Genomic DNA, 22,236 nt, shown 5'->3' with positions numbered 1-22,236 from the left:
ATCTCCCGCACGGGGTGCCAGGGCGTTCCTATGGTTCACATACCCCGTCGCACGCTCAGGAAGCGCGAGCGGCGGCCGAGCAGGAGGCGCAGGTGCCGAAGACCTCGACGGTGTGGGTGACCTCGGTGAACCCGTGGTCGGCGCCGACGGCCTCGGCCCAGCGCTCGACGTCGGGCCCGGCCACCTCGACCGTGTGGCCGCAGTGGCGGCAGACCAGGTGGTGGTGGTGGTCGCCGCTGGCGCAGGCCCGGTAGACCGACTCCCCGTCGTCGGTGCGCAGCACGTCGACCTTGCCGCCGTCGGCCAGCGCCTGGAGCGCCCGGTAGACCGTGGTCAGGCCGATCTTCGCGCCGTCGGAGCGCATCTCGGCGTAGACGTCCTGCGCGCTGCGGAAACCATCGCTCCTACGAAGGGTGTCGTGAACGGCATCGCGACGAGTGGTCATGGATTGCTCTCCTGGGTTCGGCCTCGCCGTACGAATCTACCGACCCCGAGGGCCAGCACGAAGCCGGCGAGAGCGAGAAGCACGATGGCGGCGCCCGGCGGCACCTTGGCGGAGAAGGTGGAGCTCAGCAGCCCGCCCACGGCCGCGACGACGCCGAAGACCATCGACAGCAGCATGGTGGCCCGAAAGCCTCTCGTGAACTGCTGGCTGGTGGCCACGGGGATCACCATGAGCGCGCTGACCAGCAGCAATCCCACCACGCGCATGGCGATCACGACGGTGAGCGCGGCGGTGACGGCGATGAGCAGGCTCAGGAAGCGGACGGGCAGCCCGCTGGCCTTTGCCACCTCCTCGTCCTGGCAGAGCACGAACAGCTCCCTGCCGAAGACCGCCACGACCGCGATCACGGCGACGGCCAGCGCGCCGATGACCCACAGGTCCTCGGCGGTGACGCTGGCGATCGCGCCGAACAGGTAGGACGTCAGCTTGGCGTTGCTGCCGCCGGGCGCGATGGAGATCAACATCACACCGCCCGCGATGCCGCCGTAGAACAGCAGCGCCAGCGCGACGTCACCGCTGGTACGGCCGCGCGCCCGCACCAGCTCGATCGCCACGGCGCCGACCACCGACACCAGGACGGCGGTCAGCACGGGCGCGGTCCCGGTGAGGAAGCCGAGCGCCACGCCGGTCAGCGCCACGTGGCCGATGCCGTCGCCGAGCAGGGCCAGGCGGCGCTGCACGATGAAGGTGCCGACGAGCGGCGCGCACAGCCCGACCAGCAGCGCGGCGATGACCGCCCGCTGCATGAAGGGAAGCTGGAGGAGCTCGATCACGCCTCTGCCCTCCATCCCGCCAGCGGGCCCCCGACGGGCTCCTCGGCGTGGGGGTGGACGTGCTCGTGCCCGGGCTTGGCGCAGTCGCCCTCGGGCCGTGGCGGCACCCCGTCGTGGGCGATCACGCCGTCGCGGACGACGACGCCCCTGGTGATGAGCGGCTCCAGCGGGCCCAGCTCGTGCATGACGAGCACGATCGTCTTCCCGGCGCCGACCAGCGTGGTGAGAGTGTCGGCGAGCAGGCGCTGGCTGTCGGCGTCGACGCCCGCGTTCGGCTCGTCCATGACGTACACGTCGGGCTCGCCGGCCAGGGCGCGGGCGATGAGCACCCGCTGCTGCTGGCCGCCGGACAGGTTCTGGACGGAGTCGCCTGCCCTGCCGGACAGCGACACCGCCTCCAGCGCGCGCTCGACGGCCTGGTGGTCGGCGGCGTTGGTCGGGCGCAGGCGGCGCTGGCGGGCGATCCGGCCCGACGCGACGACCTCGCGGACCGTGGCGGGCACGCCGCCGCCCACCTGCAACCGCTGGGGCACGTAGCCCACGCGCCACCACTCGCGGAACCTCGCGGGCGGCCTGCCGTACAGGAGGGTCTGGCCGCCGGAGAGCGGCGTGAGGCCGAGCATGGCCCTGACCAGGGTGGACTTGCCCGATCCGTTGGCCCCCATGATGGCAACGACCTCGCCGGGGCAGATGGTCAGGTCCACGCCGCGAAGCACGGAACGATGGTCCAGGGTCACCTGGCCACCGGTCATGTCGAATACCGCTGTCACGCTGTGCACCCCAGTGCGGCTTGGAGGGTCGAGAGGTTCTGGCGCATGGCCGACAGGTAGTCGCCGCCGGACGGCTTGCCCTCCAGGGGGTCGAGCACCGCGGTCTTCGCCCCCACCTCGGTGGCGAGGACCTCGGCGACCTTGGGGCTGACGAGGGCCTCGGTGAAGATGGTAGTGACCTTCTCGGCCTTGGCGACCTTGGCGACCTCCGCGATGCGGGCGGGGGAGGGCTCGGCCTCGGGGTCGATGGTGATGCCGACCTGCTTGAGCCGGTAACGGTTGGCCAGGTAGCCGAACGCCCCGTGCGCGGTCACGATCGACCGGGTCGAGCAGGCGGCCAGCCCCTTGGCGAACTCCTGGTCGAGCGCGGTCAGCGCGGCGACGGCCTTGGCGGCGCGGTCCTTGTAGGCGGGCGCGTGCGCGGGGTCGATCGCGGCCAGCCGTTCGCCCAGCTTGGTGGCCACCCCCGCGAACCTGCTCGGGTCGAGCCACAGGTGCGGGTCGTAGGCGACCTCGTGCTCGTGCCCCTCGGCGCCCTCGGCCTCGGTCTCCGTCGCGGGCAGGGTCTGTACGGCGGCGGCCGCGTCGAACCCCTTGTCGCCCGCGTTCTGCTCGACCGCCTCGTCCACGGCGGGCTGCAGGCCCTTGACGTAGGCGGTGAGCGTGGCCCCGCCGACGTCGGCGACCTGCTGCGGCGTCAGCTCCAGGTCGTGCGGCTCGACCCCCGGCGCGGTCAGCGTCTCGACGGTGACGTCGGAGCCCGCGATCTGCTCGGTCAGCCACTGCAGCGGGTAGAAGGCGGCCACGACCGTGGCCTTCTCGCCTGGCTGCAGGGGGGCGGCGGAGGTGGTCTCGGCGGCGCCTGATCCGCACGCGGCGGCGGCCGCCAGCAGTGTTCCACCGGTCAACAGAGTCAGAAATCGGGTCTTAAGCGGCATCACACGCATCAGTATGGAACAGAATGAAAATGGTTGTCAAAGTCTCCAGATGGTCGTCAAGAAGCTTGGATGCGTAGGTCCATGGCAAGGTTCGTCTCGTGAGCACGAACGCAGGACTCCACTCGACCGCCAACCTTGGGCACAGTGGAAATGTGAACTGGTCGCAAGCCCGCGCCATCGCGCTGGGCGCCGCGCCGGCGTGGCCGGTGGCGGAGGTTCCGTTGTCCATGGCGTACGGCTGCCGCCTCGCCCGTCCGCTGCGGGCGCTCGTCGCCGTGCCCGGGGTGGACGTGTCGGCGATGGACGGCTACGCGGTCGCGGGGGAGGGGCCGTGGCGGGTGGTCGGGCGGGTGCTGGCCGGAGGGCAGGCGCACGCCGAGGTGCTGAAGCCGGGTTGCGCGGTGGAGATCGCCACGGGAGCTCCGGTGCCGGAGGGGGCGACGGCGGTCCTGCCGTACGAGAAGGCAACCGTCGAGGACGGCGGGACGCGGTTGCTTCGCGGGGTGGTCGAGGAGGGGCGGCACATCCGCAGGCGCGGGGAGGACGTCGGTCTGGACGAGGAGGTGCTCGTGGCGGGAACCACGGTGACGCCCGCCGTGCTCGGGCTGGCCGCCGCGCTGGGGCACGACGCGCTCGCCGTCCATCGCCGGCCCGAGGTGACGGTGGTGGTGACCGGGGACGAGGTGGTCGAGGCGGGGCTGCCCGAGCCGGGGCGCGTGCGCGACGCCATCGGGCCGTTCCTGCCGGGGCTGGTCGCGTGGGCGGGAGGCGTGCTGGGCCCCGCCGTCAGGCTGCCGGACGGCGCCGCCCCGCTGTGCGCCGCCCTCCACGAAGGACACCCGACCTCGGAGGGGAACGACCTCGGGAAGGCGGCCGCCCGTCCGGTCGAGATAGTGGTGGTGTGCGGGGCCTCATCGAAGGGGCCCGCCGACCACCTTCGCGGCGTGCTGGCCGAGGTCGGTGCCGAGGTGCTGGTGGACGGGGTCGCCGTGCGTCCGGGCCATCCGCAACTCCTGGCCCGGCTCCCAGACGGACGGCTGGTCGTCGGCCTGCCGGGTAACCCGTTCGCGGCCCTGGCGGCGGCGTTGACGCTGCTGGTCCCGCTGATCAAGGGTGAGCGGTATGAGCCTGGCGAACGTGTCACGCTCGCGGAGACGGCCGGTCATCCGGGGCATTCCCGGGGCCTGGCCCATCACCGGGACACGCGGCTGGTGCCCGTGCGAAGGTCCGGCACGGGCGCCGTGCCTGTGGGGCACGACCGGCCCGGGTCGCTCTGGGGTGCCGCGCTCGCCGACGCCCTGGCCGTCATTCCGCCCGGGTGGAACGGCGAACCGGTGGAGTTGCTCGACCTACCGGTCTGAGACTCACCCCTTCTGGCCCCCGGGCGCCGGGTCCGATCTCGTGTGGCGCTCGATGGCGACCTCTGCCCCGCCTGGCGTCCGGCTTCGCGACGGTCAGTTCCCCTGCGTGGTCCTCGTACGGCGCCGCCGGACCGGCCGGGGAGCAGGTTCCTCCGGCTGGCTCTTCCGCTGCTCCAGGTACGCCACCCTGGTGTGCTCGGTGTGCTCGCGCATGATCTGCGCCGCCATCTCCTCGTTCCCGTCGGCGATGGCGTCGATCAGATCCTCATGCTCCCGCCAGGACGCGAGCCCCCGCTGCCTGGCCACCGGCGTGTGGTACCATCGCACCCTGCGCGCCACCTGCGCCGCGAGCTCCGCCAGCACCTTGTTCCCCGACAACGCGGTGATCAGCGCGTGCAACTCCGCGTTGGCGGCCACCGCCGCGTCAGTGTCGTCCGCGTGCGCCGCCGAGGCGCCGCGCGCGCACAGCTTCCGCAGCGCCGCCACGCCGTCCTCATCCGCATGCCGCGCCGCCAGCCGCGCGGACTCCGCCTCCAGCAGCGCGCGTACGGCCAGCAGTTGGTCGGCCTCTTCCGTACTCGGCGAATGGACGAACGCGCCCTGACTCGGATACAGGTCCACCCAGCCCTCACCGCTGAGCAACTGGAGCGCCTCACGAACCGGCTGCCGGGACACCCCCAGCAATTCGGCGAGCTCGTTCTCCACGAGATGCTGCCCGGGACGCAGCTGCCCTGAGACGATCAGTTCCAGCAGCGCCTCGAACACGCTCTCCCTGAGCGGCACGGGCCGCGGAATCTTGGCCGCCGCCCCCGTTTCCGACTGCAACATATCGGCACCTCTACAGTTTATTGTCGACTGCCTACAGCATACGTTTCCACGCATTCACGCCCCTTGCCCGCGTGATCGCCGCTGTTGGTGCGGGCCCTCACCCAAGGGCGGCAGGGTGAGCGGTTGCCGGGCGACTTCCCGGCGTTGCTTCCCCGGTGAGGGCTATGGACGTGACCGTGTCGACGGTGGCGCTGCCGGGGCGCAGGTAGTCGTTGTGGCCGCCGCCGCCTCCGTCGAAGACTCTGGCGCCGAACCCGGCGTCGACCGGGTCGGCGCCGAAGCCGACGGGGCCGAGCCGTACGCCGGCCCTGAACACGTCGTCCTTGCTGGACAGCGTGGCCCACACCCTGGCGGGCGTGCGGAGCTCCGCCTTCGCGGCCACGCCCATGCCAGGGCTGCCCAGCGCGACGATGTCGGCGACGGGCAGCCCAGGCGCGGCCTGACCGCACACCACCGTGCCGTAGCTGTGGCAGACGAGGCTGATCCGCTCCTTGCCGTCCAGCGCCGCCACGAGCGCGCGCAGCGCCTTGGCGCCCTTGGCGGCGGGCAGCGTGGTGAACACATCCCAGTCGGTCATCTCGGGCGCGTCGTATCCGAGCCACCCGATGACGGCCACCTTGCCGCCGGGCTCCAGCGCCGTCGCCCTGGCGTGCAGGGTCCGCGCGGCACCGGCGGGGGAGGCGGAGGTGCCGTCGAAGTCGCGCAGGCCGTATCCGGTGCCGGGAACGTAGACGATCACCTTGGTGGCCGCTGCCAGGTCGCCGACCACCTCGATCGCCCGCCCGTCGCCCTCCTCGTCGTAGGCGAGCAACTGGCGGCCCGGCCCGGCGGGCGCGGCGTTGGCGGTGTAGCGCTCGCCCAGCGCGGCGGCCGTCATCGCGGGCAGCTCCAGCGGGCTCGTGCCTGGCAGGCAACCGGCGCCGGTGGCGCACAGCACGAGCACGACACCGACCAGAAAACGACGCATGACTCCGGACCGTACGTCACTGCGGAGGCAGCTCGCGTCAGACCTAGAAGACGCTGAACCTGTCGGCCGCCAAGAGGAGGAGAAAGGTCAGCATCACCACGCGCAGGAGCTTGCCGCCCGCGCCGAGCGAGGGCCACGACAGGTAGGCCAGCCACCCGACGAAGCCGACCACCGGCAGCACCGCGACCCCGCCGAGCCAGCTGTCGAGCGCGAAGCCCGCCAGCAGCAGGATCACCAGCAGCGCGGGCGTGACCCAGCGCGGCACCTGCGTGAACAGGAACGTGATGGGTACGGCGCTGCGCTGCTCGACCGCCTTGCGCAGGCCCGTGGCGCCGGGCGTGAAGAACTGCTCGCCGGGCGGGAGAGGCTTTCGAGTGGCCACCTCACGAGCCTAGCGCGGCACCCGCCCGCCCCTGAAGATTCGCCACAGGACCCACGCCTGGATCATCCCGATGGGCATCACCGAACCCGGCACATCCGTGGCGACGAGGATGAGCGGGAGTGCGAGCGGGACCCAGAAGATGAGGCCGAAGCTGCCCGCCGCGTGCGCGGAGCTCACGAGCCCGAAGACGGCGGCGGAGGTCACGAGGAGCAGGTAGACGGAGGAGAGGACCAGCGCCGCCCGACCTCTGCGATAGCCGTCCCCCCACTCGCCGAGCGTCTCGGCAGGGCGGCGGCCCCTGATCAGCAGCCAGATGAGCACCGTCTGGACGATGCCCGCGATCGTGTAGGCGCCCGCCGCGGAGGGGAGCACCCCCAGCAGGCGCAGGCCGTACGGGAGGAGGGAGACGGGGGAGGTCAGCTCACCCAGGGGACCCGTGCCGCTCAGCTCGTCGGCCTGGCCGGTGAGGGTGATGACGCTCACGTAGCCGACGACGGCGAGGTAGACGGCGGCGACGGCGAGCGCGAGCTGTGAGCGGCGGATCCTTGAGAGCACGCACCAGGATAGGCCGCTTGTCTGACATCCTGGTTCGCGTGCTCGCACTGATTCGCTACATGGTCCCAGAGACGCGCTCCCAGGAGTTCCTCAAGCAAGGCCAGGAGATCATCGACGTGCTCGCCGCGCAGCCCGGTTATCTGCGCGGACGCCTGTGCCGCTCGGTCGACGAGCCCAACCTGTGGGCGGTGGTCAGCGAGTGGGAGGGTGCGGGCTTCTATCGCAGGGCCCTGTCGGCCGCCCGGATGGCGATGTACCCCCTCATGATCCTCATGGTCAACGAGCCCAGCGCCTTCGAGGACGTCTACGTTTCCGGCCGAGACGATTAGTCGCGCGCGGCGGCGGCCGGATGTCCCCTAAGCTGGGATCTCATCATTTCCACTCGCCGACCTCCAGCCGGAAAGAGATTCAGCCAATGGCACGCCGGACCGACGTCATGGACACGATCGTCAGCCTCGCCAAGCGACGGGGGCTCGTTTACCCGTCGAGCGAGATCTACGGAGGCCTGCGCGCGTCGTGGGACTACGGTCCGCTGGGCGTCGAGCTGAAGAACAACGTGAAGCGCCAGTGGTGGCTGTCGATGGTGCAGGCCCGCGAAGACGTGGTCGGCCTCGACTCGTGCGTGATCCTCGCTCCCGAGGTGTGGCAGGCCAGCGGCCACGTCGAGACCTTCACCGACCCGCTGACCGAGTGCCAGTCCTGCCACAAGCGCTTCAGGGCCGACCACCTCACCGAGGCCTACGAGGAGAAGCACGGCAGGGCCCCCGAGCACGGCCTGGCCGACCTCACCTGCCCCAACTGCGGCAACAAGGGCTCCTTCACCGAGCCGCGCCAGTTCAGCGGCCTGCTGAAGACCTACCTCGGCGCCGTCGAGGACGAGTCCGGCCTGGCCTACCTGCGCCCCGAGACCGCGCAGGGCATCTTCATCAACTACGCCAACGTGCAGCAGTCGGCGCGCAAGAAGGTCCCGTTCGGCATCGGCCAGATCGGCAAGTCGTTCCGCAACGAGATCACGCCGGGCAACTTCATCTTCCGCACCCGCGAGTTCGAGCAGATGGAGATGGAGTTCTTCGTCAAGCCCGGCACCGACGAGGAGTGGCACCAGTACTGGATCGACGAGCGCTTCCGCTGGTACTCCGACCTGGGCATCAACAAGGACAACCTGCGGCTCTACGAGCACCCGAAGGAGAAGCTGTCCCACTACTCCAAGCGCACCGTCGACGTGGAGTACCGCTTCAACTTCACCGGCTCGGAGTGGGGTGAGCTCGAGGGCATCGCCAACCGCACCGACTTCGACCTGACCGCCCACGGCAAGGCGTCGGGCGTCGACCTGTCGTTCTTCGAGCAGGACACCGGCGAGCGCTACGTGCCCTACGTCATCGAGCCCGCCGCCGGTGTCGACCGCGCCACGCTGACCTTCCTGCTCGACGCCTACACCGAGGACGAGGCGCCCAACGCCAAGGGCGTCATGGAGAAGCGCACGGTGCTGCGCCTCGACCACCGGCTCGCCCCCGTCAAGGTCGCGGTCCTGCCGCTGTCGCGCAACGCCGACCTGTCGCCCAAGGCCAAGGACCTGGCCGCCCAGCTGCGCAAGCGCTGGAACGTCGAGTTCGACGACGCCGGCGCCATCGGCCGCCGCTACCGTCGCCAGGACGAGATCGGCACGCCGTTCTGCATCACGGTCGACTTCGACACCCTCGACGACCACGCGGTGACCATCCGCGAGCGCGACTCGATGGGGCAGGAGCGCATCGCGCTCGACCAGGTCGAGCCCTACCTGCGCCAGCACCTCAACGACTGAGTCCAGGATCTGAGTACCCCTGTACTCATGAAGGCCGCCCGGGCGCGATCTACGTTTCGCCTATGAGACGAGCAATCGCGCTCGGGACGGTCGCCGCGCTCGCCGCCGTGACGCTGCCCGCCGCTTCCGCTTCCGCTTCCACCTCCGCGCGGACGTGCCGGTTCGAGCTCCGCGACGAGCAGATCCAGATCCGCTACGACCGGCTCGGTGGCCGGGCCGTCCTCGGCTGCCCCGTCAGTGACGCCCAGGAGACCTTCGAGCCCCCGGGCAGGCGCCAGTCCTTCGACTACGGGCAGATCGCCTTCTCCCATGTCGGCGGCAGGATGCGGGTGCTGTCGGTCAGCTACATCCGGCACCAGCGCAAGATCAGGTTCATGTTCGGCAACGCCTTCGAGGGCGGCAGGTTCTCCATGCGCATCTGGGGGAACGGCGTCCCGCGCATCCCGAGGACCTTCACCACCTCTTCGGCCAAGCCCGTCGAGACCTACGACCTGCGTGACCCCTACTCGGGCCGGACCTACCGCTTCGACGTGCGGGCCGACGTCTGCGGCGCGCAGCCGGGCTGCCCGACCGGTACCTACCGGGAGCCGTGGGCCTGGGCCGAGTGGCGTTACTCCATCAAGATTGACAACGGCTGAGCTCAGGCCAGGTACGTGCCGAACCAGTCGATGAGCCGCTGGTAGGCCTGCGCCGCGGCCTGGGCGTCGTAGCGCTGGCCGGTGTCGTTGAAGAAGGCGTGGCCGACGCCTGGGTAGGTGACGATCTCGTAGGTGAGGCCCGACTTCTCCAGCGCGGCCCTGGCGGCGTCGCGGGTGGCGTTCACCCTGTCGTCCCGCTCGGCGTAGATGCCGAGGACGGCCGCCTGGTCGCCGGAGAAGTCGGCGCCTTCGGGCAGCGGGCCGTAGAACGGCGCCGCCGCCGACAGCCGCGGCTCCCTGTTGGCCAGCAGCAGCCACGTCATGCCGCCGCCGAAGCAGAACCCCACCATGCCGAGCTTGGCGCCCTCCTCGCGCCTGGCCAGCTCGCCCAGCGCCGTCTTCATGTCGGCGACGAACCGCTCCGGCGGGATCTCGCCGAGCTTGGCGGTGGCCTGCGCGGTGTCGTCGAACGACTCCGTGCCCCCCTCGCGTGACAGCAGGTCGAGCGCCAGCGAGGAGTAGCCGCTGGCCGCCAGCCGTCCCGCGACCGAGCGGGTGTGGTCGTTGAGACCGCGGTTCTCGTGGATGACCAGGACCGCGCCCTTGGGTTCCCGCGCCTTCGCCCACGCTCCCCGCAGCGTCGTGCCCTCGGGCCCGGCAAAGGTGACCGCCTGCGTCGGCAGCGGTTCCGGCCCGGCGGGGGAGGCGGGCGCGCCGGTGCCGGGGCTGGGGCTGGGCGCAGGCGTGGCGCCCAGGGTGGCCTCCGCGCCCGCCCCGCACGCGGCCAGCAGCGCCGTGGCCGCGGGCAGGCCGAGCCCGAGCAGGGCGAGCCGCCGCAGTGCCTCACGGCGCGGGATGAGCCCTTCGACGTGGTCGAGTGCGATCTCTTCCGCGAGGTAGCGCTTGAAGGGTGACATCATGCCGGGATCGTAGGCCGCATGACCGTAAGGCCAGGTAAAGCTCGCGTGCATCCGGCGTGCCCGGGCGGTGCGAGACCGAAAATTCCGACAAAGCCAAACTGCGTGCCGGGTCTTCACGACTGCGGGGTGGCGGCGGGCTGACTGGGGGTGGCGGGCTGGTTGCGAGGGCGGCCGGTTGCGGGGCGGGTGGCGGCAGGATGCGCGGCGCCGGGCTGCGGGGCTGCGGGGCTGACGATCAATCCACTCGCCGAGGGCGTCACCATATAGGTTGGCTCGGAATACGAGGACTTCTGAGCCATTGGCGGGAAATATGCCGGAAATGCTGGACGGGCGCTACCAGCTGGACGAGCCGATCGGGCGCGGTGGTATGGGCGAGGTCTGGCGGGGTCACGACCCGCGGACCGGTCGCGCCGTCGCCGTCAAGATTCTCGCGCCGCAGGTGACGCAGCCCGCGGCCCGTGAGCGGTTCGCTCGCGAGGCACGGGCCGCCGCCCAGATCGTGCACAGCAACGTGGTCACCGTGTTCGACACCGGTGAGCAGAACGGGCGCCCCTACCTGGTGATGGAGCTGCTGACCGGCCGCAGCCTGGCCGACGAACTCGTGGACGGCCACCGGTACAACATTCCCGAGGTGTGCCGCCTGATGAGCCAGGCCGCCGCCGGCCTGGACGCCGCGCACAAGGCGGGCGTGGTCCACCGTGACGTGAAGCCCGCGAACCTGCACAGGACGGCGGACGGCACGCTCAAGATCGTCGACTTCGGCATCGCGCAGGTGGCCAGCGAGACCTCCCGCCTGACCACGGTCGGCACGGTCGTCGGCACCGCCGCCTACCTCGCCCCCGAGCAGATCAACGGCGAGGGCGGCACCGCGGCCTCCGACCTGTACGCGCTGGGCTGCGTCGCCTACGAGCTGCTCTGCGGCCAGCCGCCGTTCTCGGGTGGCGCTGCCGACCTCATGCGCAAGCACGTTTTCGAGACTCCCGTGCCGCCCAGCCAGGTGCGTCCCGACGTGCCCGCCGCCCTCGACCGGCTGGTGCTGTCGATGCTGGCCAAGAATCCCGCCGACCGGCCCGCAAACGCCGAGCAGGTACGGCAGGCCTTCGCCGCCTTCGCCTTCCCCCCGACCATGCCGAACCCGGCCCCGCATGCCGTACCGAATCCGACGGCCGTCCTGCCCGCGCACGACCCCTCGCAGACCACGGACCTGCGCGGCGGCCCCGCGGTGCCCGTGACGGGCGCGATGCTGAACGGCGCGGCGCCCGAACCCTCGTCGAACAAGAAGCTGGTGGTGCAGGCGCTCGCCGCCGTCGCGGTGATCGCGGCGGTGGCGATCGGGGTGACGCTGCTCAACAGCGGAGGGGAGCAGCCGTCGGCCACGCCCACCCCCACGTCCGCGGTCGCCACGAGCGCCGAGCCCGAGCCGGTGACCTCTCCTTCGCCCAGCCCCGTCGAGTCGCTGAGCGAGGCGACGCCCAGTCCCGACGACGAGGAGGGCGATGACGAGGAGCCCTACGTGGGACAGGCCTCCGAGTACACGCCCCCGGGCGGCTGGCAGAGGTGGCTCGGCGGCCTCGACGCGGCGCTCCTCCAGCAGATGGGCGAGGGCGGGATCGACCCCAAGCTCTTCAACAAGGCCCGGGAGGAGATCCTCGAGGCGGGCAAGGCCGCGAGGGACGGTCAGGAGGCGCAGGCGGGGGAGAAGGCATTCGAGGTCGTCGGTGATCTGCTCAAGGCCCATCGGAAGGGCAAGCTGGAGAACGGCCCGGTGATGAGGTACGTGAACAAGGCCGGACTCAGCTAGAACGCGATCGACACGGGCGCCGGAGCACACCTCCGGCGCCTTTGTCATGTCCGTCCCAGGTACTGAGATCCATTCTCTGAAATTGGTTTACACCAATTGGTATAAACCACTGGATTTAACAGTGGATTAGACCGGTATGGGTACGCTGAACAGCGGAAACGTTGACTTGACCGACGAGTGCAGTTTCATCCTGTTCTTTATCGGTAGAGTCCCGGACGGAGGCGTTCGCAAAGGAGTTGTGGTGGCCAAGTACGTTTACGACTTCACCGAGGGCAACAAGGATCTCAAGGATCTTCTCGGGGGAAAGGGCGCCAATCTGGCTGAGATGACGAATCTCGGCCTGCCCGTCCCCCCTGGATTCACGATCACCTCTCAGGCGTGCCGCCACTATCTGGCGGAGGGCTCGGTCCCCGACGGGCTCGAGGCGGAGGTCGCCGAGCACCTGCTCGCGCTGGAGTCCGCCATGGGCAAGAAGCTCGGACAGGCCGACGACCCGTTGCTGGTCAGCGTGCGCTCGGGCGCCAAGTTCTCCATGCCCGGCATGATGGAGACCGTCCTGAACATCGGGCTCAACGACGAGTCCGTCCACGGCCTGGCCAAGCAGGCGGGCGGCAACGACCGCTTCGCCTGGGACTCCTACCGCAGGCTCATCCAGATGTTCGGCAAGACCGTGCAGGGCATCGACGGCGAACTGTTCGAGCACGCCCTGGAGTCGCTCAAGGGCTCCCGCCAGGACACCGACCTGTCGGCCGAAGAGCTGCAGCGCCTCGTCGAGACGTACAAGGGCATCGTGCGCGAGCAGACGGGCGAGGACTTCCCCGCCGACCCGCGCGAGCAGCTGCGACTGGCCGTCATGGCGGTCTTCGACTCGTGGAACGCCCCCCGCGCCGTCCTCTACCGCCGCCAGGAGCGCATCCCCACCGACCTGGGCACCGCGGTGAACATCGTGGCCATGGTCTTCGGCAACCTCGGCGAGGACTCGGGCACCGGCGTCGCCTTCACCCGCGACCCCGGCTCGGGCCACCAGGGCATCTACGGCGACTACCTCCAGAACGCCCAGGGCGAGGACGTCGTCGCGGGCATCCGCAACACCATCCCGCTGCAGGAGCTCGAGCGCCTCGACAAGAACTCCTACGACGAGCTGCTGCAGATCATGGAGAAGCTCGAGAACCACTACCGCGACCTGTGCGACATCGAGTTCACGATCGAGCGCGGCAAGCTCTGGATGCTGCAGACCCGAGTAGGCAAGCGGACCGCCGCCGCGGCGTTCCGCATCGCCACACAGCTCGTCGACCAGGGCCTCATCACCCTCGACGAGGCCGTGACCAGGGTCAGCGGCGACCAGCTCGCCCAGCTGATGTTCCCCAGGTTCTCCACCGAGGGTGAGCGCAAGCTCATCACCAAGGGCATGAACGCCTCGCCGGGCGCGGCCGTCGGCAAGGCCGTCTTCTCCTCCGAGCGGGCCGTGGAGCTGGCCGCCGCGGGCGAGGACGTCATCCTGGTCAGGCGCGAGACCAACCCCGACGACCTGGCGGGCATGATCGCCGCCAGGGGCGTGCTGACCTCGCGCGGCGGCAAGACCTCGCACGCCGCCGTGGTCGCCCGGGGCATGGGCAAGACCTGCGTGTGCGGGGCCGAGGAGCTGGAGGTCTCCACGGCAGAGCGCCGCTTCACCGCCCCCGGCGGCATCACGGTCGGCGAGGGCGACATCATCTCCGTCGACGGCACCACCGGCGAGGTCTTCCTCGGCGAGATGCCGGTCGTCGACTCGGCCGTCGTCGAGTACTTCGAGGGCAGCGAGCCGGCCGACGAGCTGGTCCGCGCGGTCGACCGGATCATGCGGCACGCCGACGCGGCGCGCCGGCTCGGCGTGCGGGCCAACGCCGACAACCCCGAGGACGCCGCCCGCGCCGTGCGGTTCGGGGCCGAGGGGATCGGGCTGTGCCGTACGGAGCACATGTTCCTCGGCGACCGCAGGCAGCTGGTCGAGGACCTGGTCCTGGCCGCCGACGCCGACGAGCGCCAGGCCGCGCTGGACGCCCTCGAACCGCTCCAGAAGTCCGACTTCATCGGGATCTTCGAGGCCATGGACGGGCGGCCGGTCACGATCCGCCTCATCGACCCGCCGCTGCACGAGTTCCTGCCCGACCTCGTGGAGCTGTCGGTCAAGGTCGCCAAGGGCGACGCCTCAGACAAGGACCGGACGCTGCTGGCCGCCGTCAAGCGCCTGCACGAGCAGAACCCGATGCTCGGCCTTCGAGGGGTACGGCTCGGCCTGGTCATCCCCGGCCTGTTCGCCATGCAGGTCAGGGCCATCGCCGACGCCGCTCGCGCGGTGCCGGGCGCCAGGCCCGAGATCATGATCCCGCTGGTCGCCGCCGTCCAGGAGCTGGAGGCGGTCCGCGAGGAGGCCGTCGCGATCCTGGCGGAGGATGGCGTCGACGCGCTCATCGGCACCATGATCGAGACGCCGAGGGCCGCGCTCACCGCCGGTCAGGTCGCCGAGGCCGCGCAGTTCTTCTCCTTCGGCACCAACGACCTGACCCAGATGACGTGGGGCTTCTCCCGCGACGACGTCGAGGCCTCGTTCTTCTCGCGCTACCTGGAGATGGGCGTCTTCGGCGTCTCGCCGTTCGAGACCCTGGACAGGGACGGCGTCGGCCGCCTCGTCAGGATCGCCGTCGAGGAGGGCAGGAAGACCAGGCCCGACCTCAAGCTCGGCATCTGCGGCGAGCACGGCGGCGACCCCGAGTCCGTCCACTTCTGCCACGAGGCGGGGCTCGACTACGTGTCCTGCTCGCCGTTCCGCATCCCCGTGGCGCGTCTGGAGGCTGGCCGCGCGGCGCTGACCGGCGACTCCTCCGACACCCGCTGAGTCAACCGCCGCCGGGCCCGCCGGGGCCCGGCGGCGGCATTCTCGATCAGGCGGGGACGAAGTCGGGTTTCACACCCAGCCCCGCCAGCCACGAGCGCAGGCCTGGAACGCCGGAGGGGTCGGCGACCACCTGCGCGGCGTACTCGCTCACCAGAACCTCCTCGCCGTCCTCGAACAGCAGCCTGGCCGGGCCCGACCACGACAGCGTCCAACGGGCCTGCCCGTGCTGGATCAGCGTCGCCTCGAGCGCCTGGCCGACGACGCCCGCGAGCGGGCTGTCGGGGGTGTCCCAGCCGAGCTTGCGCAGCTCGGCCTCCAGCGCCGCGTGCTGCCCGCGGGCCAGCGCCTCGAAGGCCGCGTCGAGGTACGGCACGTCCGCCCCCATCACCCGCTGCCCCGCCACGGCCAGGTCGCGCAGCGCCTCCTCGTTGCGCATGGCGTACATGCCGCGGGCGATCAGGTCCTCCCACGACACGGGGCGCAGCGTGGTCAGCGCCTCCTGGGTCCAGAACGCGTGCTCGACCGCCTGCGTGGCCACCGACGCGTCCCTGAGCAGCGTCGTGGCCGGGCGCGGGTCGGGGACGTGCACGGGCTCGGGCAGCAGCTCGATCGCGGCCAGACGGTCGGCCAGGCTCGGGTGCGAGTCGTAGGGGGAGGTCTCCTCCGGCTGCTCGGCGAGCCTGGCCAGCTCCGCCTGCCGTACCGGATCGTCCATGAGCGCGCGGAAGCCGCCGAACACCGACGCGGGCCTGTTGCCCGCCAGCCCGGCCATCGCCATGTAGCGCTCCATGAACAGCTCCCACGCCTGCGCGGTGGCGTGGATCCTGGTCAGCGCGCCCGCCATCGCCGTCCGGCCCGCGATCGCGACGGCGAACGCGTCGGCCTCCAGCTCCTGACGGCGCGAGACCGCCTGGGAGACACGCAGGTAGAGCTTGGCGTAGTAGGTGAAGAGCCGCTGCACGAACGGGTGGTTGCCGAGCCCCTGCACGGTCGCGATCAGCGCCACCCTGCCCCGGTAGACGGGCGCGCCGAGCCGGGTGTGGGCGCCGCTGTAGTGGCCGAGCTCGTGCCCGAGTACGGCCCGCAGCTCGTCGACCGTGAGCGTCTGCAGCAGCGGCAGCCCGATGTACATGCGCCGCCTGGTCGCCACCAGTCCGAGGAAGCGGGTGTCCTCGGCGACGGCGGCGTTGACCTCTCCGACCAGCCTGATCTCGTCCGGCGGCGCGGTCTTGACCCGCTGGGCCAGCTCCTCGACCGTCCGCCACAGCTCGGGCTCGTGCTCCCGGCCGACGGCCAGCCCCGGCTCCTCGCCCCGCTTCCCGCGGCTGACCATCCACAGGGCCCGCACCAGCGCGCCCGCGGCCAGGGTCAGCACGATCGCGAGCTTGAGCACCCCGCTGTTGAACTCGATGAAGAGCAGGACGTCGAAGAAGACGGCAGCGGCCAGGATCAGGCCGACGAGCACGTAGAAACCGGCCAGCAAGGTGAAGGCCAGCACGGCACGGAACGCGGTGGTCACGCAGATGACCATATCGGGCGATATGTCCCCGGCTTTGGCGGGCCACTCTGCAGGGGCCTGCTGATCGAGTGCCGTCCTGGTGGGTAAACTCACAGCACTTATGGGCCAATACACCGACCATGACCAGGAGCGATGGGTTCCGGAGCCGCCCGGAAACCCCGATCGGGGCGCGTTCGAGCGCGACAGGGCGAGAGTCCTGCACAGCTCGGCCCTGCGCAGGCTCGCGGCCAAGACGCAGGTGGTGGGCCCTGGCGAGACGCTCGGGGTCGGCCAGCACATCCCGCGCACCAGGCTCACCCATTCGCTGGAGTGCGCCCAGGTCGGCAGGGAGATGGGCGCCACCCTCGGCGTCGACCCCGACCTGGTCGAGACCGCCTGTCTTTCGCACGACCTCGGCCACCCGCCCTTCGGCCACAACGGCGAGAGCGCGCTCGACGAGCTGGCCGCGGCCTGTGGCGGGTTCGAGGGCAACGCGCAGAGCCTGCGGCTGCTCACCAGGCTCGAAGCCAAGGTGCTGACGGACGACGGGCACAGCGCGGGGCTCAACCTGACCCGCGCCTCGCTGGACGCCGCCGTGAAGTACCCGTGGCCGCGCGCCGGAGGAGGCAAGTTCGGGGTCTACGACGACGACCTGCCGGTCTTCGAGTGGATCAGAGACGGCGCGCCCGCCATGAGGGTGAGCTTCGAGGCGCAGATCATGGACTGGGCCGACGACGTCGCCTACTCGGTGCACGACCTGGAGGACGCGCTCCACTCCGGACACCTCACCCCCGAGGCGCTCAGGTCACGGGCCGAGCGTGAGCAGGTCTGCGACCTGACCCGCGCCTGGTACGTTCCAGACGCCACCGGCGCGGAGCTGGAGGAGACGTTCGAGCGGCTGCTGGCCTTCCCGCTGTGGCCGCGCCACTTCGCGGCCACCCTCGCCGACCTGGCCGGGCTCAAGGCGCTGACCAGCGGACTGATCGGCCGGTTCTGCCAGTCGGCGCAGGCGGCGACCAAGGAGGCGTTCGGCTACCGGCACCGCGCCGACCTGGTGGTGCCGCGGGCGACGAGGCTGGAGTGCGCGCTGCTGAAGGGAGTGACCGCCCACTACGTCATGACGACGGAGGACCACCACGCCAACCAGGCCAGGCAGCGGGAGCTGATCTCCGAGCTGGCCTCGCTGATCACCCTGGGGGCGCCGCACACCCTCGAACCGGCGTTCAGGCCCGCCTTCACCGACGCGAAGGACGACGCGGCGCGGGTGCGTGTGGTGATCGACCAGATCGCCTCCCTCACCGACACCTCGGCCGTCGCCTGGCACCGCCGCCTGTCCCGCTGAGGGTTTTCGGGCGGGCCGTAGGAGATACTCCAGAACATGGCCAGATTTGTGATCGTCGGTGCCGGGCTCGCAGGGGCCAAGGCGGCGCAGACGTTGCGGGAAGAGGGCTTCGACGGCGAGGTCGTGCTCATCGGCGCGGAGGACGAGCGCCCCTACGAGCGGCCGCCGCTGTCCAAGGGCTACCTCCTGGGCAAGACCGAGCGCGAGAAGATCTTCGTCCACCCTCCCGAGTGGTACGCCGACAACGCGGTGGACCTGCGACTCGACGCCACCGTCACGGGCATCGACCTCGAAGGACACCGCGTCACGCTCGCCGACGGCGCCAGCCAGCCGTACGACAAACTGCTCCTGGCCACCGGCGCCAGCCCGCGCCGCCTGCCGGGCGGGGGACCCGTGCGGTACCTGAGGACCGTGGGCGACAGCGAGGCGCTCAAGGAGCGCTTCGCGCAGGGCGGCAGAGTGGTGATCATCGGCGCGGGCTGGATCGGCCTGGAATGCGCCGCCGCGGCCCGTACGGCGGGCTGCGAGGTCACCGTCGTCGAACCCGAGCCCACCGCGCTGTTCAAGGTGATGGGCGCGGAGGTCGGCGGCATCTTCGCCGACCTCCACCGCAGTCACGGCGTCGACCTGCGGTTCGGCGTCTCGGCCGAGGAGGTGACGGACGACGGCGTACGGCTGAGCACGGGCGAGCTGCTGCCCGCCGACCTGGTCCTCGCCGGAATCGGCGCCGCGCCGAACGTGGAGGTGGCCCGAGAGGCGGGCCTCGACGTGCGTGAAGGCATCGTGACCGACTCCGCCCTGCGCACCTCGCACCCCGACGTCTACGCGGCCGGAGACGTCGCCGAGTCCTACAACCCGCTCTACGACAGGTGGCTGCGCGTCGAGCACTGGGCCAACGCGCTCAACGGCGGCCCCGCGGCGGCCAGGTCGATGCTCGGGCAGGAGGTCGTCTACGACCGCGTGCCGTACTTCTACACCGACCAGTTCGAGCTCGGCATGGAGTTCTCCGGCGACACCCACGGCTACGACGAGGTCTTCATCAAGGGCAAGGACCTGGAGTTCATCGCCTACTGGCTGCGTCAGGGCACGGTCATCGCGGGGATGAACGTCAACATCTGGGACGTCGTCGGCGACATCCAGAACCTCATCCGCTCCGGCGGGCCGCTACAGCGTTGAGGTGTCGTTGAGGGACGGACTGGGAGTGGGCGTCGGCGTGGCCGGCTTCTTCTTGCGCGGCTTCTTCGGCTCCTCCTCCTTCTCCTCCTGCTGGGGCGCCGACCTACCGGAGCAGAGCGTCGTGCAGGCGGGCGTCTCGCCGACCTTGGCGCGCAGCTTGACCGTCTCCTCCTTGGGGGAGAGCGTGCGGTTGCCCTTCAGCCACGCGTCCAGGTAGTCCCACGGCTCGACCATGCCCCGCCGTACCCACCAGTAGGCGGGGCCGGTCTTCCACGAGATCGCGAAGTAGAGGTTCGGGGCGGTGTCGCGGGCGTTGCCCGAGTTGCCGATCTGGCCGAGCTTCTGGCCCGCCTTCACCTTCGAGCCTGGCTTGAGGTCCGCGACGACGGAGTCGAGGTGGCCGCCGAGGTAGCGCACGCCGTCCTCACCGATGATCGAGACGAACCTGCCCTCGCGGTCGGGCCCGCGGTCGCTGGAGGGTGACCAGCGGTTGGCGAGGTTGACCTCGTCGACCACGCCGTCGACGGGCGCGACGAACGTGCAGCCCTTGGCCGCCCAGATCACCGTCTTGGGAAGGATGAGCAGCTTGCGCTGGTAGGTCGCCTTGCAGCCCTTGACGGGGAAGGCGTAGGTGTACTTCGACACCTGCGGCGGCGGCACCTTCACGGGATCGGCGGCGGCGGGCCGCTGGACGCTCGACTGCTCGTCGGTGCTGGGGGTGCCCGAGGGGGCGGGCGTGAGGGCCACGGCCTCGGCGGGCGCCTTCATGCTGACGCCCGCGACGCCGGTGGCGTGCGCACACCCTCCGGTCAGCAGGACGCCGACCACGACTGCACTGAGACGCCCCGATCGCATGATCTCCACCTGTGTCACGGTATCCGACGACAACCTTTACCTTTTTAACGGACCCGGGGAGCGGTCACGACCGGTTTCCGGTTATCCGTCCCTTCCTTTCCCGTACGGCAGGCCGGTGTGAGCTCCACCGTGGTCACCGCGCACCGTCTGCCCGCTCGACGCCACTCGGGCGCGGTGCTTTCCCGCCGTTACATCACCGCCCGGCGAAAGTGTCGGAGAGCGCGACTAGACTCGCCGCGTGGCAGGCCGGATCCGTGACGTCGACATCGCGCTCGTACGCGAACGTTCTCCGATCGCCGACGTGATCGGAGAGCACATCCAGCTCCGCAACGCGGGCGGCGGCAATCTCAAGGGCTTGTGCCCGTTCCATGACGAGAAGAGCCCGTCGTTCAACGTCACCCCCGAACGCGGCATGTACTTCTGCTTCGGCTGCGCCGAGGGTGGCGATGTCATCACCTTCGTGGAGAAGATCGAGCACCTGTCCTTCCACGAGTCGGTCGAGCGGCTGGCCCAGCGGGCCGGTGTGCAACTGCAGTACGAGCAGGGCGGCTACGTCCCCAAGCGCGACCAGGGCGAGCGGGCGAGGCTGATCGAGGCGCACAAGGCGGCGGCCGAGTTCTACGTCGAGCGGCTGTTCTCGCCCGAGGCGGCGCCCGGGCGCAGGTTCCTGTCCGAACGCGGCTTCGAGCGGGCCGACGCTGAGCTGTTCGGCGTGGGCTACTCTCCCAACGAGTGGGAGGCGCTGACCCGCCACCTGCTCGGCAAGGGCTTCACCGCGCAGGAGATCGTCAAGGGTGGTTTGGCCAAGGAGGGCAGGCGCGGGCCCATCGACCGCTTCCGCGGGCGGCTGATCTGGCCGATCCGCGACGCGACCGGCGACGTGATCGGGTTCGGCGCGCGCAAGCTCCTCGACAGCGACGACGGCCCCAAATACCTCAACACCCCCGAGTCGCCCCTCTACAAGAAGTCGCAGGTCCTCTACGGCATCGACCTGGCCAAGCGGGAGATCTCCAAGCGCTCCCAGGCCGTGATCGTCGAGGGCTACACCGACGTGATGGCCTGCTACCTGGCGGGCGTGCCGACCGCGGTGGCGACCTGCGGCACCTCCTTCGGCGAGGAACACATCAAGATCCTGCGCCGGTTCCTGCTCGACCAGTCGGCGGCCACCGGTGAGGTGATCTTCACCTTCGATGGCGACGCGGCGGGCCAGAAGGCCGCGCTGCGGGCCTTCGCCGACGAGCAGAAGTTCGTCACGCAGACCTACGTCGCGGTGCAGGCCGACGGGCTCGACCCGTGCGACCTGCGGGTCAAGCAGGGCGACGCGGCCGTGCGCGACCTGGTGGCCAGCAGGGAGCCGCTGTTCCAGTTCGCGATCCGCAGCACGATCTCCCGCTACGACCTGCGCACCAACGAGGGCAAGATCGCCGCGCTCGACGCGGCCGCGCCGATCGTGGCGGGCATCAAGGACACCGGCCTGCGCAAGCGCTACGCGATCGACCTCGACAGGTGGCTCGGCTTCATGGACGAGCGCTTCGTCATCGAGCGCATCGCGGAGGTCGGCGGCGCGCAGGCGGCCCGGCAGCGGCGCGCGCCCAAGGTGGCCCTCGTCGAGCCGCACGTGCGGGTGGAGGGCGAGCTGCTCAAGCTGGCCGTACAGCGGCCCGCGCTGGTGGGGCCGCGTTTCGACGCGCTGGAGGCCGAGGCGTTCACCACACCCGAGCACGTGGCGGTCCACGCCGTCATCACGGCGGCGGGCGGCGCCGTGGCGGGCGGCCCGGGCGGCAGGGAGTGGGTCGACCGGCTGCTGGAGCACGCGCCCGACGAGACGGCGCGCGGGCTGGTCACCAGGTTCGCCGTCGAGGCCATCAAGGCCGACGCCGAGGTCGAGCAGCGTTACGGCGCCGAGCTGCTGGCGGCCGTCGAGGGCATCGCGGTCGACCGGGCGATCGCGCAGGTGAAGTCGAGGCTGCAGCGGCTCAACCCGGTGGAGGAGCCTGAGGAGCACCGGCGGCTGTTCGGCGAGCTGCTGGGGCTCGAACGGCAGCGCAAGGCACTCAGGGAGCGCGCGGTCGGCAACTAGTGTCCTGCTGTGACGTGTCCAGGACCGGGTAGTCGTGGTCGCTCCTCCGATTACCTTGCGGTGTTCGATTCGGCCTTGCGCGGGCACCGCAGCCTGCTCGTCCTGATCGTGCGAACGCGTCCGGTACGGCGGAGGCCGTCCTGCGCAGCACGCCGCCAGGGGTGACATCGA

General features: G+C 70.7%; 20 protein-coding genes. 9 read left to right on the top strand and 11 right to left on the bottom strand.

All coding sequences use genetic code 11. The annotated features are described in order from the left end of the window. Nucleotides 1-55: 55 nt before the first annotated feature. From ACFXJ8_RS09250 to ACFXJ8_RS09235, 4 genes are read right to left on the bottom strand one after another with little or no spacing between them, the layout of a single operon-like run. A complete protein-coding gene (locus tag ACFXJ8_RS09250; protein ID WP_379643328.1) occupies nucleotides 56-445 on the bottom strand; it encodes a Fur family transcriptional regulator in 390 nt (129 codons plus the stop codon). Continuing rightward, nucleotides 442-1,278 (bottom strand): metal ABC transporter permease, encoded by an 837-nt coding sequence (locus tag ACFXJ8_RS09245; RefSeq protein WP_379643327.1) that lies wholly within the window; start codon nucleotides 1,276-1,278, stop codon nucleotides 442-444. The genes ACFXJ8_RS09250 and ACFXJ8_RS09245 overlap by 4 nt, the downstream gene beginning before the upstream one ends. Beyond that, a complete protein-coding gene (locus ACFXJ8_RS09240; protein WP_379643548.1) occupies nucleotides 1,275-2,030 on the bottom strand; it encodes a metal ABC transporter ATP-binding protein in 756 nt (251 codons plus the stop codon). Before ACFXJ8_RS09240 ends, ACFXJ8_RS09245 begins: the two co-directional genes overlap by 4 nt. Before the next feature lie 14 nt (nucleotides 2,031-2,044). Then, nucleotides 2,045-2,956, bottom strand: coding sequence for a metal ABC transporter substrate-binding protein (locus tag ACFXJ8_RS09235; protein ID WP_379643326.1), 912 nt, complete (start codon nucleotides 2,954-2,956; stop codon nucleotides 2,045-2,047). A gap of 182 nt (nucleotides 2,957-3,138) precedes the next feature. On the opposite strand from ACFXJ8_RS09235, the gene ACFXJ8_RS09230 reads away from it, so the two are divergent. Continuing rightward, complete coding sequence (locus tag ACFXJ8_RS09230; protein ID WP_379643325.1) at nucleotides 3,139-4,347, top strand: molybdopterin molybdotransferase MoeA; 1,209 nt, start codon at nucleotides 3,139-3,141, stop codon at nucleotides 4,345-4,347. A 93-nt stretch (nucleotides 4,348-4,440) separates the two neighbouring features. Here ACFXJ8_RS09230 and ACFXJ8_RS09225 read toward each other — a convergent pair whose 3' ends face one another. From ACFXJ8_RS09225 to ACFXJ8_RS09210, 4 genes are all read right to left on the bottom strand, one after another. Continuing rightward, nucleotides 4,441-5,175 (bottom strand): GntR family transcriptional regulator, encoded by a 735-nt coding sequence (locus tag ACFXJ8_RS09225; RefSeq protein ID WP_379643324.1) that lies wholly within the window; start codon nucleotides 5,173-5,175, stop codon nucleotides 4,441-4,443. A 97-nt stretch (nucleotides 5,176-5,272) separates the two neighbouring features. Continuing rightward, nucleotides 5,273-6,142 (bottom strand): alpha/beta hydrolase, encoded by an 870-nt coding sequence (locus tag ACFXJ8_RS09220; RefSeq protein WP_379643323.1) that lies wholly within the window; start codon nucleotides 6,140-6,142, stop codon nucleotides 5,273-5,275. Nucleotides 6,143-6,185: 43 nt separating this feature from the next. Next, nucleotides 6,186-6,524 carry a DUF6703 family protein gene (locus tag ACFXJ8_RS09215; RefSeq protein WP_379643322.1) on the bottom strand — a complete coding sequence of 113 codons (339 nt, stop codon included), beginning with the start codon at nucleotides 6,522-6,524 and terminating at the stop codon, nucleotides 6,186-6,188. A gap of 9 nt (nucleotides 6,525-6,533) precedes the next feature. Further along, nucleotides 6,534-7,079: a hypothetical protein gene (locus tag ACFXJ8_RS09210; protein ID WP_379643321.1), complete on the bottom strand. Its 546-nt coding sequence runs from the start codon at nucleotides 7,077-7,079 to the stop codon at nucleotides 6,534-6,536. Between the two features lie 38 nt (nucleotides 7,080-7,117). Here ACFXJ8_RS09210 and ACFXJ8_RS09205 point away from each other — a divergent pair, with 38 nt between their 5' ends. From ACFXJ8_RS09205 to ACFXJ8_RS09195, 3 genes are all read left to right on the top strand, one after another. Then, complete coding sequence (locus tag ACFXJ8_RS09205; RefSeq protein ID WP_379643320.1) at nucleotides 7,118-7,408, top strand: antibiotic biosynthesis monooxygenase family protein; 291 nt, start codon at nucleotides 7,118-7,120, stop codon at nucleotides 7,406-7,408. Between the two features lie 86 nt (nucleotides 7,409-7,494). Next, nucleotides 7,495-8,880, top strand: coding sequence for a glycine--tRNA ligase (locus ACFXJ8_RS09200; RefSeq protein WP_379643319.1), 1,386 nt, complete (start codon nucleotides 7,495-7,497; stop codon nucleotides 8,878-8,880). A 62-nt stretch (nucleotides 8,881-8,942) separates the two neighbouring features. After that, nucleotides 8,943-9,518, top strand: a complete 576-nt coding sequence (locus tag ACFXJ8_RS09195) for a hypothetical protein (RefSeq protein ID WP_379643318.1) — start codon at nucleotides 8,943-8,945, stop codon at nucleotides 9,516-9,518. 2 nt (nucleotides 9,519-9,520) lie between these two features. Here ACFXJ8_RS09195 and ACFXJ8_RS09190 read toward each other — a convergent pair whose 3' ends face one another. Beyond that, nucleotides 9,521-10,438, bottom strand: a complete 918-nt coding sequence (locus tag ACFXJ8_RS09190; protein WP_379643317.1) for a dienelactone hydrolase family protein — start codon at nucleotides 10,436-10,438, stop codon at nucleotides 9,521-9,523. A gap of 319 nt (nucleotides 10,439-10,757) precedes the next feature. On the opposite strand from ACFXJ8_RS09190, the gene ACFXJ8_RS09185 reads away from it, so the two are divergent. Together ACFXJ8_RS09185 and ppdK are read left to right on the top strand one after the other, a co-directional pair. Next, on the top strand, nucleotides 10,758-12,239 hold the full coding sequence (locus ACFXJ8_RS09185) for a protein kinase (protein WP_379643316.1): 1,482 nt from the start codon (nucleotides 10,758-10,760) through the stop codon (nucleotides 12,237-12,239). Between the two features lie 241 nt (nucleotides 12,240-12,480). Further along, on the top strand, nucleotides 12,481-15,114 hold the full coding sequence (gene ppdK, locus ACFXJ8_RS09180; protein ID WP_379643315.1) for a pyruvate, phosphate dikinase: 2,634 nt from the start codon (nucleotides 12,481-12,483) through the stop codon (nucleotides 15,112-15,114). 46 nt (nucleotides 15,115-15,160) lie between these two features. Here the strand turns inward: ppdK and ACFXJ8_RS09175 are convergent, their stop codons facing one another. Beyond that, nucleotides 15,161-16,633: a M48 family metallopeptidase gene (locus ACFXJ8_RS09175; RefSeq protein ID WP_379643314.1), complete on the bottom strand. Its 1,473-nt coding sequence runs from the start codon at nucleotides 16,631-16,633 to the stop codon at nucleotides 15,161-15,163. Between the two features lie 100 nt (nucleotides 16,634-16,733). Here ACFXJ8_RS09175 and ACFXJ8_RS09170 point away from each other — a divergent pair, with 100 nt between their 5' ends. After that, nucleotides 16,734-17,954, top strand: a complete 1,221-nt coding sequence (locus ACFXJ8_RS09170; RefSeq protein WP_379643313.1) for a deoxyguanosinetriphosphate triphosphohydrolase — start codon at nucleotides 16,734-16,736, stop codon at nucleotides 17,952-17,954. Nucleotides 17,955-17,990: 36 nt separating this feature from the next. After that, nucleotides 17,991-19,130, top strand: coding sequence for an NAD(P)/FAD-dependent oxidoreductase (locus ACFXJ8_RS09165; RefSeq protein ID WP_379643312.1), 1,140 nt, complete (start codon nucleotides 17,991-17,993; stop codon nucleotides 19,128-19,130). Here the strand turns inward: ACFXJ8_RS09165 and ACFXJ8_RS09160 are convergent. Next, nucleotides 19,119-19,985 (bottom strand): M23 family metallopeptidase, encoded by an 867-nt coding sequence (locus ACFXJ8_RS09160; RefSeq protein WP_379643547.1) that lies wholly within the window; start codon nucleotides 19,983-19,985, stop codon nucleotides 19,119-19,121. The genes ACFXJ8_RS09165 and ACFXJ8_RS09160 overlap by 12 nt on opposite strands. A 238-nt stretch (nucleotides 19,986-20,223) precedes the next feature. On the opposite strand from ACFXJ8_RS09160, the gene dnaG reads away from it, so the two are divergent. Continuing rightward, nucleotides 20,224-22,065, top strand: a complete 1,842-nt coding sequence (dnaG, locus tag ACFXJ8_RS09155; protein WP_379643311.1) for a DNA primase — start codon at nucleotides 20,224-20,226, stop codon at nucleotides 22,063-22,065. Nucleotides 22,066-22,236 lie beyond the last annotated feature (171 nt).

Origin of the sequence: Nonomuraea sp. NPDC059194, from assembly GCF_042754765.1 — a bacterium.
Taxonomy (GTDB): Bacteria; Actinomycetota; Actinomycetes; order Streptosporangiales; family Streptosporangiaceae; genus Nonomuraea.
The sequence above is the reverse complement of the archived record's forward strand: the minus strand, read 5'-3'. Positions and strand labels throughout refer to the sequence as shown.